The 13623-nt window shown below is 47.8% G+C and carries 4 protein-coding genes; all 4 read left to right on the top strand.

Features of this window, described 5'->3' with window-relative positions:
* Nucleotides 1-76 precede the first annotated feature (76 nt).
* The 4 genes from EJQ19_RS23285 to EJQ19_RS23270 all read left to right on the top strand — a co-directional run bounded on the left by EJQ19_RS23285 (nucleotide 77) and on the right by EJQ19_RS23270 (nucleotide 13531).
* Complete coding sequence (locus tag EJQ19_RS23285) at nucleotides 77-1444, top strand: ABC transporter substrate-binding protein (RefSeq protein WP_126143643.1); 1368 nt, start codon at nucleotides 77-79, stop codon at nucleotides 1442-1444.
* Nucleotides 1445-1517: 73 nt separating this feature from the next.
* Complete coding sequence (locus EJQ19_RS23280; protein ID WP_164716686.1) at nucleotides 1518-3278, top strand: sensor histidine kinase; 1761 nt, start codon at nucleotides 1518-1520, stop codon at nucleotides 3276-3278.
* 20 nt (nucleotides 3279-3298) lie between these two features.
* Nucleotides 3299-4903 carry a response regulator gene (locus EJQ19_RS23275; protein ID WP_164716685.1) on the top strand — a complete coding sequence of 535 codons (1605 nt, stop codon included), beginning with the start codon at nucleotides 3299-3301 and terminating at the stop codon, nucleotides 4901-4903.
* A gap of 219 nt (nucleotides 4904-5122) precedes the next feature.
* Nucleotides 5123-13531: an S-layer homology domain-containing protein gene (locus EJQ19_RS23270; protein WP_126143640.1), complete on the top strand. Its 8409-nt coding sequence runs from the start codon at nucleotides 5123-5125 to the stop codon at nucleotides 13529-13531.
* The last annotated feature ends 92 nt before the right edge of the window (nucleotides 13532-13623 follow it).

Here is a 13623-nt window from a genome sequence, read left to right as displayed (position 1 = left end):
AAAACTAACTCTCTTTTTCAGTCTTCCATGGAAATGAGATTTAGCATATATTAAATATATCAAAGGAGTTGCTAACATGTTCAAGAAGGGTCTTAAAACGTTAATCGTAGTCGGTTCCGCTCTATCGCTTACCCTGACGGGTTGCGGTACCGGCGACAAGACTGCCGGAGAGACAGCATCGCCTGCTGCATCATCGACCGCTCCATCTGCACAACCGTCCACATCGGCGGAGAAGGTAAAAATTACGTTTTGGGATGAGAATCCCGGGCCGAACCGGACCCCTTTTTATGAAGAGATGATCAAGCGTTTTCAAGCCAAAAATCCGAACATTCAAGTTGAATACGTAGGCATTCCCGCAAGCGGTGCAAAACAGAAATATGATGTCGCGATTGCAGCGAACGACACGCCTGACGTGGCGGGCATCAACATGGTATGGCTGTCCGATTTTGTGGCTAAAGGCGCCGTTCAGGAGCTAGACACTTACTTCAAGGATTGGAGTGACAAAGACAAAGTAGCGCCGAATATTTTGGAATTTGATCGCAGCTTGAATGCGGATAAGAAGCTGTATTATCTGCCGCATACGATGTTTTTGGATATCCTCTGGTATCGTACGGATTGGGTGAAGGATGCAGGCTTGAAGGCACCGACAACGTGGGATGACTTCTTTACTGACATTGACAAACTGACGGATATTAAAAACAACCGTTACGGCTTCAGTATTCGCGGGGGATCGGGAAGCATCAACCAGCTGACTTCGATGATGTATGCCTATTCGGGCATAGGCGAGTATTTCACTGCCGACGGCAAAGCAACGGTCCGTGATCCTAAAATGACCGAGTTCTTGACGAAATACGTGGCACTCTACAAAAAGAATACGCCTGTCAGCGATGTGACGAACAGCAACAAGGAAATGAACGCTGCGTTCGATACGGGAACTGCTGCCATGATTCAGCATAATTTTGGTTCCTATAACGACCATCTCACCAATTTGGGTGCCGACAAATTCGCTGGTGTCATCCCGCCGAAAGCGGCAAACGGGAAACGCGTGGTTGTCCCTGTAGCCAATGGCCTAGTTCAATTTAAAAATTCCAAGCACCCGCAAGAAGCATGGAAATTCCTGAGTTTCTTGATGAGCGCGGATAGCCAAACCTACTGGAACCAGAATATTGGCCAAATGCCGACGAATACCGATGCTTTGAAAAGCGATTATGTGAAAAATACGCAGCACATTCAGCAAGGGGCCGAAGTGCTGGCGGACAAAGATACCGTATCCCTGAAGCTGCCTTTCGAGCTGCCGGATTACACGAAAATTACGACACAGCAGTTGGAGCCCGACTTCCAAAAACTGTTGACTGGCAAAATGAGTGTTGATGATTTTATTAACGGCTGGGCGACATCCATGGAGAAAGCTAAAAAAGACTACGACGCAGCTATGAAAAAGTAACTAATACGAGATGATGCATGTGGGGAGAGCGGCTGCTCTCCCTACATGTGCCTGTTTATGGGAGGCGAGCATTTTGCCAGTATTCCGCTCTTTGAAGTCTACGATTTTATGGCTGTTCATTCCCATTATCACAGTGTTTGTACTGGTTACAGGCACGATTTCTTTTATTCTGGCTTCCCAGCAATTGAAAGACAATGCGTTTATGAATTTAAATGACACGATTGCGCAGACAAAAAGCTTGCTCAGCGACAAGTTGACTGCCTTCATTGCAGAACTCATCGGATTGGAGAATAGCTCCCAGTGGGTATCCATTATGAACCGGCCTGATGGTTCATCGGCAAGTTTGGAGCCCGAAGATTACATTTTTCTTAATAAAGCGTTGGATGCTTACTTTGAACGGTACGCGATGCTGGATTCCGTCCTTTTTTATTATGATGAAGGGCGAGTTTCCCTCTATAAGCGCAATTCTTCCGGTTCGTCCGTGAATATTTCTTTAGATGCGTATAGCAGCAAATTGGAAGATGATCGTCTCTCCGTAATAAAATGGCTTAACATACATGATGAAGTTGAACTGGATACACAGCAGGTTGTGAGTGTTTACCGAATGTTTGGCAAAAACAAATCGCAGACAAACGGCATTTTTATGATGAATATCAAGGGGCGCTTCTTCAGTGATCTATTAAATAATGCGAAAATTAGTACAAACGGGTATTTGTGCATCGTCAGCAATGACGGTGTGATGAGCTTTAAAAACGTTGCAGCGAAATACGATCTTGATGAAGCTGACCTGCAAGACGAGCTTCTTGCAAGGGAGTCGCCTTCCGGGGAATTTAGCATGAAAAGCAATGCAGGACAACCGTTGCTGGTTGTTTATGACACCTTAAGCCTGAACAAGTGGAAAATTGCTGCCATTGTGCCTCAGAACGAGCTGTTTAACAAAGTGAACTCGATCGGTCTTGTGATCGTAAGCGTTATGCTGTTGGTCATTATTGTTGCGATAGCGCTTTCAAATGTTGTCGCGCATATGATCACGAAGCCGTTGACCAAGCTTACCCAAAGAGTGAATCGGATCGAAGAAGGCAATCTGGTGTTTGGCATCAATAAGTTTCCGTCCAATGAGATTGGCGTTCTAAGCAGAGGCATCCAGGAGATGATGCGACGAATACAGCATTTGATCAATGAAGTCGAAGAGGTTCAGGAGAAGAAGCGGTCAGCGGAACTGGCTGTGCTGCAATCGCAAATTAAGCCGCATTTTCTTTACAACACGCTGTACTCTATTAAGCAGCTTTGTGAAATGGAAGAATCTAAGGATGCTGGGGAAATGGTAGCGGCCTTGTCTAATTTTTACCGGATCAGTATCAATAAAGGCAGTGAAATCATTCCAATTTCTCAAGAGATGGAGCATATCAAGCACTATTTGTGCATTCAGCAGATGAGATACCGAGATGATTTTATCTATGAAATTGACATTGATCCGGATGTGCTCGTGTGCAATATCGTGAAGCTTACCCTGCAGCCGCTTGTTGAAAACGCCATTTATCACGGGATCAAGCAAAAACGGGGGCAAGGTTTGATCCGCATTGTTGGTCGACTCAACAATCATGAGGTCACGTTATGGGTAGAAGACAATGGAAGTGGTATGTCGGTGGAAGACGTAGAGGCGATGAATGCTGCTTTAAGGAGCGGGGAGCCGGGAAGCGGTGTAGCAGGGTTTGGTATCCAAAATGTGAACAAACGGCTGCAACTGAACTATGGGAAAGAGTTCGGACTGCATTATCACAACAGGCAAGGCGGAGGAATTGTAGTCTCTGTGGTCATACCAAGCTATGAATAATGCAAAAAGGAGGCGTCGTAATGAGTAAAGTGGTCATTATTGATGACGATATGATTATTCGAAGAGGGCTGACTCGTACAATTCCGTGGGAGCAGAACGGATTTACCCTAGCTGGGTCAGCGGGCGACGGAGAAGAAGGCTTGAAACTGATAGATGAGGTACATCCTGATGTTGTTGTAACAGATATTCGAATGCCATTTATGGATGGTTTCCAACTTACGGAAGCCGTAAAACAGCAATACCCGGAAATCAAAATCATAATGTTGACCAGCTTTGATGAATTTGAACTTGCGCATCGGGCATTGAAGTTGAAGGTTTTCGATTATTTGCTCAAGCCAGTTGATGGCAAGCAGTTATTGGATACGGTCAAGAGAGCCCAGCTTGAGCTTCAGTATGAGCTGGAAATGAAACAAAAGGTCATCGAAGGCATGCCATTGCTGCGTCAACGCTTTTTAGAAAAAATAATTAAAAAGAGTTTGCCGGAGTCCGAGATCCGATCTCACTGCGAATACTTGAATTTGAAGTTGCCGCCAACCGCGAACTATTCGGTCATATTAATAACGGCAGATGATTACAGCTATCCGGAATACCAGAACCGCTTTGGCAAAGAGATGCTGAAATACTGTATTCTCAATGTAGCTGAAGAAACGATGCGGGCTAACTACGGAGGATTGGTCTTCGACTCGGAAGATAACGAAATCGTAATCATTTATTATGATAACGAGTCCCAGGAACAAATGGAGGAAAGAGCCATCCACATCGCAGAGACAATCCGGGTCAATGTGCTTACCTATTTAAAAACGACTGTAACCGTAGGTATCGGGTTTATATATGCTCACCCTCAACACATTTGTCGCTCTTATCGAGAGGCTAAAGCAGCTTTGGAATTTAGACACATCATCGGAACGAACCGCGTACTCACGTTTGGAGACACAGGGCTGGCGCCGACAAATCCTGAAGAAATTATTTTGGGAGGACTGGAGAAAGAGCTCGTATTGAAGGTAAAGCTGGGATTGGATAAAGAGGCGCAGGATATGTTGGAACAAATAAAAAAAAGGGTCATCGAGTATAAGTTCGTTTCCTTGGCCCAGGTCCGTTTGATTGCTATTCAAATTAGTCTTCTATTATTTAAGGAGATGGAAGAATTCATTGAAAAGCAGGAGAATTTGACGGAAAATCGTGACACGTTAAATGCCTACTACCATGAGTTGGAGCGCTTTCCAACGATCCAGGATATTTTTGATTCCATCCGGCAGTTGACGGTTCGTTTCCTGAACCTGGCTAACCGACAACGCGAGATCCAAACCAAGAGTATTGTGATGAAAGCGATGGAATTTATGGAGCAGCATTTCGCAACCGAAGGATTGTCGCTTCAAGATGTCGCACGTGTAGTACATGTAAGCCCGACCTATCTCAGCATTCTTTTTAAAAAAGAAAGAAATATAACCTTTAGCGATTATCTATTAAAAGTTCGCATGACAGCAGCCATCGAATTGCTTCGTATGAGCGATTTGAAGTCATATGAAATTGCAGATAAGGTAGGTTACAGCAATCCCCAGTATTTTAGTCAATGTTTTAGAAAATATACAGGATATTCGCCTTCGGATTACAGGAGCAATGCTTAGTATTTTCATCTTAAAAAACAACATAGCATCGTAAATTTCTTCATAGGCACGACAGAGCAATCGTCATATGATAGAGGCATTCCCTGTTTGCAAACGCATACAAATGATGAGATGGAGCGAATTCTTGGAGCAGCTTCCATTGAAAGGGGGACATAGTGAACGCAAGCTAAAAAATACGAAATTCACAGTTTATTTTGCAGCATTTTAAGGAGGCTTTAGATGAACAGGCATAAAGCTTTAACTAAATTAGTAAGCTTAGTCTTGGCATTTGCACTTGTGCTTTCGCTTGTCAGCCAGTCCTTCCCTTTGGCATCGAAGGTTTATGCAGCGCCGGGGGACAGCCTAGGGATTCTCGACATCCAAGTGAACAAGCCGGTAAAGGCAGTTGTTGATCTTGATCTTGCAACGATTGATATTTCATTGCCCTACGGAACCTTATACCAAATGTTGAATGTAACTACAAATCCTGGTGCTTCTGCGACACTTTACAGAAGCGACGAAACATCGACGATCTCTTTTGCTGCTAGCGGTATTAACAAAGGCGATGCCAAAATGGATCAATTCTCATCAAACGGAACGACGTTGTACTATTTGAAAGTAACCGACAAGAATAACAGCAGCAACAGTCGAAAATATACCATTACGGTTACGGTGGATCGTACGATTCCTCCATTAACAAGTACCGTAGGGCCTAACGACAAGTATTCGCCTCTCAATATACAGGCCGGTGAATCCGCCTGGGATGTGATTGGCGCATCTAAAATCGGCAATGGGAGCGGCACAGGTTCTATTGAAGGACCGGGTAGCGCTTCATCTTACAGTGGCAAGTCGTGGACGGAGTCTGTCTATGATCGTTCGGGAGACTATCCTGCGGCTTCTACAGTTCCAGAATCCTGGCTGGGCGACAACATGTATTTGCAGACCATTGGCAAAAACGATGCGCAAGCGCTCGCCGAATACGGGATAGCCAATGTTCCGGGAACGGATAAGCTCAACTCGGATATTTTGCGGTATCACGAGTTTTTACCTTTTACTACTCCGGACGGCGTAAGGCGGGATGACGGCGATCGCGGTGCAGTGAACAGCGACCGTCAGCGGCTGGAGATTAAAACGAACACAAGCGCCACCAATAGTGATGCCAATAGTGTGGGCGGCGAAATTATGACCCATCACTGGAGACTGATGCTCCCGTCGGAGACTTTAAAGTTCCAGCAGGATACGGCTCATTATCAAGCAGGCGATTTCATTAATCCCCATCGGTTCTGGCATATCTTCCAATTAAAAGATGCTGCTGGCAACGCAAATGGGCAGCCGGTGACCACGCTTACCCTGGTTTCAAGCGACGGCAAGGGTCAACTGGAATTCAGAAATAATCCGGATGGCGACTATGCCGACAGAATCAAGCCCTTGTTTACGATTCCATTTGATAAGGTCGTTGACCGATGGATCGATATCGAAGTCACGATTCTAACCGCCGATAAGGGTTATGTTTATGGGAAAGTTGTTGATCTGGCGACAAATGAGGTGCTTTTTGACGGCGGGATGACAGCCGAAACGTATAGACGCCCGCAGGTGGAAAATCCGATTACTGGCAGAAAAGAAAGAGTTGATCTGCCTGCTGAAGCAGGTCAGCAAAACCGTTCCAAATGGGGGCTTTACCGTGGAATGTACAATGGCGCAGGGGATGCGGATTATGCGGATGAATTCCAAGCTGCAACCATGTATCTTGCGGATGTGTACTTAATCAAGAGGGACGATAACAGCTATATTTTCCCAGATGGCTGGAACCCCAAGGCACAAGCCAAGGATGTTGTGGCATGGGCCAGGCCGGATGCAATTACGGCTTCCAAGGGCACTGCTTTTACTAACTTAGCCTTGCCTACCCAGCTTGATGTAACCATGAGCACGGGAAAAACAGAAAAGGTGAACGTAACATGGAGCTCGGCGGGCTATAATCCGGACAGTACGGGCACCTATAAGATCGAAGGCGCTTTTAACGGCGCGGATTTCACAAATACCCAGGCGATTAAGCCTTACATTACGGTTAGCCTTTCGGATTATAAGAACTGGGCGGCAACCCCAGGCGCTGAAATCAAAGTTGTATCTGAGAGCGGGGGCAGCAGAGGCTTATTTATCGATGATAATTCCTCCACCGCTTGGCAGGCAAACAGCTCTTTGACCAAAACACCTGCCAATCAATCCGGTTATCAATATTGGGCGGCTGTTCAACTGGAGAAACAGATCGATATTAGTAAAATTCAAATCGAATGGACAAGCAACAGCAGCTACTTGAAGAATTACCAAGTGTATGCAACCAATAATGCGGCCGCATATAACGAACTTATTGGAGGAGGGACTGTCAACGAGACTTCAAGTGCAACAAGGAAACCGTTGGAGACGGCAAATGGCGCTTCCTGGCGTCTAATTCCCGGCGCAGGGAAAGCGACCTCGCTCTCGAATAACGAAAAGGCTAATATCACCTTGGCTGAGCCGGTAGCCGCTCGATACGTACTGCTTGTATCAGATGTCACCCTATCGGATACGGCTGGCTCCATCAAATCCAATGAATTTAAGATTTTCGGTGAACCTTCCGGATCAAGAGCCACACTGGAAAACCTGAAAGTAGACGGAGCCAGCCTGGCTGACTTTAAACCTAGTCAGACCAATTATACCTATGTCCTTTCCAGCAATGCCTCTTCCTTGCCTAATGTTGAAGCGGTTGCGCCCGCAGGCTTGGAAGCGAAAATTGTGTATCCGATCGACTATCGGAGTGACCCGCTCACGATTACGGTATCCGATCCATCAGGCGTTCTTGCTGAAACGACGTATAACATAACGTTTACTTCTCCCGATGATCTAATTCTGGTAAGCTCATTGTCGCTTAACAAGAGCAGCTTGAATCTTGCGATCGGCAAGACCGAAGTTCTTCAAGCCGAAACCACGCCTGACGAAGCGCCAAATAAGACGTTAACTTGGACATCAAGCGATAATTCGGTTGCAACTGTTGATCAAAACGGTCTTGTGACCGGTAAAAAGGCTGGTACAGCCGTGATCAGCGTAACCATTGGAAGCTTGAGCAAAACTTGCACGGTAACCGTCATGGAAGCTGCGGATATTCCCACGGCAACAGGCTCGGTTAACCTGTTGGATCCAACTCGGTTCACACCGCAAGCTGGTGTTAATCTCAAGGTAAGCTCGGAAACTTCTGATCATCCGGGTGTAGACGCTTTACGATCTGAGGGCAGCGGCTATTGGCGTAATTCAAGCTCCAATACTTACATGAGCGACTATTCGCCATCTTCATTGGCTTTAACCCTTGATCTAGGCGAGCCAAAGACGATCGATAAACTGCATCTTGAAATCCCTAATTCCATTGCGAATATTCAAAAAAATGCGAGAAGATTTGAGGTCTATTACTCCAATGATCTTGAGTCTTGGACAAGTGCGCCTACGCCTTCGGATTCGGCGGACAATTACGACTGGAAGGCACATGGCTGGTCACTCGCCGGCGGTACGGAGACGGAAGGTTTGTGGTCTTATGTCACTTACAACGGGCAGCGCTGGGGTTACGATAACAAGACGTTCCTATATCCATTTACAGCCAGGTATGTGATGATAAACACGGTGCTGGTTGGCCCGCGAGACAGTCGAACGGATGATAATAGTTCAATGATGGGGCTATCCGGCTTGACCATTTACGGCAAAACTCCGGTAACTAACGTGACTGCGCTGATACCTGCTAAGGACACCTACAGCACATGGGATCAGGTTGCGCCTAAATCTACGAGCATAAGCCTTGCTAATGGGCAGACGCTCACGAGCATAACGAAAGGCGCTGCTACGCTTCGCCCGAATGTGGATTACACGCTATCAGGTGGCAACACGGTTACATTTACACTTCCGTACCTAGTCAAGCTGCCTCTGGGCACAAATGAATTTATGTTTAATTTCAACAACGGTTCCCCGTCCATCTACGCCTTGGATGTAACAGCCCGGGGTTATGGTGCGAACGACAAGACGATCAAGATGAACGCTATCGAAGGTGTATCGCCTTATAATGTTTTGGGTGGTGCCATGGGGACCGACGAACCTGTAGAAGGCGTGACCAAGCGGATCAGAGACGCTTACCACGAATACTACGGCGACCAGCCTCGGGCGACTGCGGCGGACGACCATGTTCAGAGCGTGTGGGACAGCATTTTGCAGAAAAATGTGTTCAAATTGTTTGAATACGGTAGAGGCGTGAATAATGAATTCGCGGATAAGGTTCGCGACGGGGAGTACGGCCACAAGGGTGTTTTTGACTGGAATTTGGGCTATGTGGTTGACGGCGCAGCGATCAATGACAGACAGAGAGTTGAAATTCGCCCTAGCGAAGACTCGACCCATGATTTTACCGCCTACGAAGGAGATCTCGTGAACTATGCATGGATGTGGAATATTCCGGACGGCAATCAGTGGAATCAGTCCAACTTCAGGCATATCTTCCAGTTGAAGGCAACCAATGCTCAAGCAGCGAATACGCTGCCGGGCGGCAACACCAGCGATGAGAACGGCGCTTATATTCTCGCGATGTCGATTTCCGGAACGAGCTCCAGGAACCTTGTTGTCAATCATAACCGATTCGACGGTGATAAGAACCTGCTGACCATTCCGTTACAGGAAATCGACGGCCACTGGATTAAAGTGGAACTGAATGCGCTCATCTCAGATACTGGATGGTTGACGATTAAGATCACGGATACGGTAACTGGCAAAGTATACACCTACGACAGCCCGGATGTGTATCAAGTGTATACGAACTCGGGTGCAACTGACGGAGTAAAGGACTTATGGCGAAGACCGCAAAAAAGCACTACTTTTGAGTCTGAATATGCGGCTACCTTCGATCAATATGAGCGTCCAAAGTGGGGCATTTACCGCAGCTCCAATGGCGGCAACAACTCTGCCTATGACGCGGAGCTTCAGCTTTCCGACATCACTATAAGCAAGGTGGCGACAGGTGTTTCCGCTGTAAACCTTGCACTGAATAAAAAAGCGTATAACGTAGGACCTACGACAGGCGCCAATGCCATCCAATTGGAATCTGCCGGGGCAAATGAATACGGCAATGCCAATAAATTGACGAATGGTGTCCTGCAAGATCCGACCAAGTGGCCAGTAAACAACGTTACCAGTTTGAGCCAAATTGGCAATTATTCATGGCTGGGCACGGACGGCGCGAGAAAAGGCAGCTTCGTCATCGACCTCGGCCAGGCTATGGATTTCAGTCAAATTCGCCTTTTTGCACAGTCCACCCGGTTAAAAGGCGCAACCGTCTATGTATCTGAAGATGCGGGAGACCATGCTTCGGCAGCTGAGTTCGATGCCATGACTTTTACCCAAGTGAACAAACGCACGGAAGACGGCTACACGTTTGCGACAGGCAATACGAATGGTGGCGCAGATTCAGCGGATAGCTCCTACCCGATTGATCTTGGCAAGACGTATCATGCCAGATACATCAAAGTAACGGTAGAGAACGCATCGGGCGGCAATACAGGCACAGATCTAACAGGGCCTCCGCGCCTGACACAAGTTCAAGTGTTTAATGCGCCGACGCCTCCGCAGCACCTTAAAGTTGGAACCAGTGGTTCAACAAAAATGGTAAGCTGGGATGCGAATCCTGCAAGCGAAGGGTTTACAGTTTACAATGGCACGGCAGTGCTTGCAGATGTGCCGGCTGCCATAACAAGCTATGCGTTGCCGAGCAATGTGACCGATTTATCCCAAATCGCCGTAAGATCAAAGGGAACCGATCCGTATTCGCGCAAGTTTATGATTTCGGCGCCGTCCTTACTGGTCGATGCGCAAGTTCAACCGGACAATGGCCCGAAACTGATCAACCTGAAGGTAGACGGCATGGATATCCCGGGATTCTCGCCGGATGAGACCAGTTACACATACAATCTGAATTCATCCATGGCCACATTGCCGGCTATTACAGCGGAAGCGGCGCAAGGTTTCACGGTGAAAGAAATCGTATATCCTGATCATTACAAGACGGATCCGGTAACGATTACGGTCGTGAGTAGCAGTGATGTGACGATCCAAAAAACGTATACTGTGTTATTTGTTTTGCCTGGCGGGGAACCATTGACGTTCCCGCTTCAGAATCATCCATACACGAAGAATTCATCCGTTTCATTATCGGGTGCCAACGGCGCCGGATCCCAGGCGGAATGGCCCGCAAGTGTGACGGGATACGCACAGCTGAACGGGACTACAGCGGTAGGCGATGATGTGACATTCACGTTGAGTGACATCCCGGCAGGCACATATAAGGTGCTGTTTGGCTACAAATCCAACAATAATCGTGCCACTGTGCAGTTATCGATTGACGGTGCGAACCAAGGCAATCCGGTAGACGAGTATGCAACCGCACAGTCCTACCCGATTCAGGATCTTGGCCAGATCGCATTTCAATCCGCTGGCGACCATGCATTCAAATTTACGATGATGGGGGCGACCGGCAGCGGCCGAACCGCTACGTTCTCCTTTATTCAACTTGTACCACTAGATAGCGTGGAGCAGCCGATTTTTGTAGAATCATTAGCGCTGAACAAGGGCAGCTTGACCGTCTACCAAGGCGCAACCGAGCAATTAGTAGCAACTGTATTGCCGGTTAATGCAACGAATAAGGCAGTAGCCTGGCAATCAAGCAATCCTGCTGTTGCAACTGTGAATGAGTATGGCTTAGTTACAGGCGTAGGAGCAGGCCAAGCGGTAATCACCGCAACAATTGGCAGATTTACCATTGAGAGTGCGGTAACGGTGATTGCTTCAGAAGTCCCTGTTATAGTGAGCATTGCACCGATTAACATCATAACCAAGACTGGCACGGCGCCTGAGTTGCCGTCAGTCGTCACCGCGGTTTATAGCGATAACTCGGCTCAACAACTGGCTGTCACTTGGGACGCCATTGATGAATCCCAGTATGCAACCGCAGGTATATTTCACGTATCGGGAACGGTCGCGGGTACTTCCTTAAAGGCAGACGCAACGGTTGCGGTTACAGAATCAGGTTTGGCTCAACCGCCAGTTTGGCCAAGTCAATCCAGTTTGACCGTTTCTACTGTGGGAGAAAGAACGGCGACGTTGCATTGGACCGCTGCGGAAGCAAGCAGAGGTATAGCTGGTTATACGATTTATAGCGTAGTTGGAGCTGTGTATAAGGAATATGCTTCGGCAGGAAATGTTCTCGCGTATCCGTTGACAGGGTTGACGCCGGACACTCCGTACACGTTTGCTATTCAGGCTGTCGACGTAGACGGATCACGGAGTGATTACGGACCGAAAGTCAGCTTCAAAACGCAGTTTGTTGATTCATCGTCCCCTTCCAGTCCAGCACCGGTAGGAACAAGCCCAGGCAGCACAACACCGCCTGCTTCGGGTTCAACCAGCCATAACGGCAACATCGATCTGGAGAAAGACGCGAAAGTAACGAAAGAAACAAAAACTGATGGAGCAACGGTAACCCATGTCGTCGTCGATGCGGATAAACTGGAAAACGCCCTGGCTAATCCGATCGTGAAAATCGATGTGAAGGGCGATGATGCCACTGTGAACGTGGGGCTGCCGGGCAATGCTATCCGGAATGCGATTGGTAATCGAAGCAGCTCGGTTATTCAGATTCAAGCGAATGGCGTAAACTACGAATTGCCAGCCAGCTTGTTTACGAATATCCCCAAAGATTCAACCGTAAGCATCACGATTTCGAAAGTATCCGGCAAAACGGGAGATGACGTTGGCGCAGCGGTGGATCGCTTGAACGCTAAACAAGTCATTTCGAACCCGATCGCCTTTACGGTTTCGGTCAACGGGGCAGAAATGACAGATTTCGGTGGCACATATATCGGCCGTACGATACGTTTGGGGACAATGACCGTTGATCCGAGCAAAGTAACGGCGGTTTGGGTCGATGGGAACAACCAGATCCACTTTGTGCCGTCACTCATTACAACGAACAACGGGATTTCCGAAATTACGATTCGTTCGCCGCACAACAGCACGTATACCGTCATCCAATCCGGTCAATCGTTTACCGATTTGCAAGGACATTGGGCGAAGACTGATGTCGAACTCTTGGCGAACAAACGGATCGTGGTCGGTAAGACAGCTGCCGGCTTTGCACCGGACAGCCAGGTTACAAGGGCTGAATTTGCAGCGATGCTGGTTCGCTCCCTTGGACTGGTTGAAACGAAGGCAAGTGGATTCAGCGATGTGCAAGCGAGCGACTGGTTCGCCGGAGCCGTAGGCACAGCGAAGAAAGCCGGATTAATCGATGGTTATGAAGACGGCAGCTTTAAGCCGAATGCGAATATCACCCGTGAGCAGATGGTAGCGATGTTGATGCGGGCGATGAAAGTGGGCGGCAAGGAAGTCAAAGGCGACAACACGTTATTAAATGGGTTCGCCGATCGCTCGGAAATCGGTGACTGGTCGAGAGCAGCCGTTTCGCAGGCGCTGGCGACGGGTCTCATTCAAGGCGTATCAGAGAACATTTTCGCTGCGAATGAGCTTGCGACGCGGGCTCAAGCAGCCACAATCCTGAAGCGTATGCTGCAATCACTGCAATTTATTAACTGATTCACTCCCAGACCGCCAAGCTTGCTTGGCGGTCTTTTGCATGATTGGAAGTGCTGGAATGAAGGGGATTATTGGAAATTACAGCCAACCAT

This window comes from Paenibacillus whitsoniae (assembly GCF_003955665.1).
Lineage (GTDB): Bacteria > Bacillota > Bacilli > Paenibacillales > NBRC-103111 > Paenibacillus_E > Paenibacillus_E whitsoniae.
The sequence above is the reverse complement of the archived record's forward strand: the minus strand, read 5'-3'. Positions and strand labels throughout refer to the sequence as shown.

What these genes read in the sequence shown, in the direction of transcription:
- EJQ19_RS23275 (WP_164716685.1), top strand. Translation starts at nt 3,299, where the DNA reads ATGAGTAAAGTGGTCATTATTGATGACGATATGATTATTCGAAGAGGG.
- EJQ19_RS23285 (WP_126143643.1), top strand. Translation starts at nt 77, where the DNA reads ATGTTCAAGAAGGGTCTTAAAACGTTAATCGTAGTCGGTTCCGCTCTA.
- EJQ19_RS23270 (WP_126143640.1), top strand. Translation starts at nt 5,123, where the DNA reads ATGAACAGGCATAAAGCTTTAACTAAATTAGTAAGCTTAGTCTTGGCA.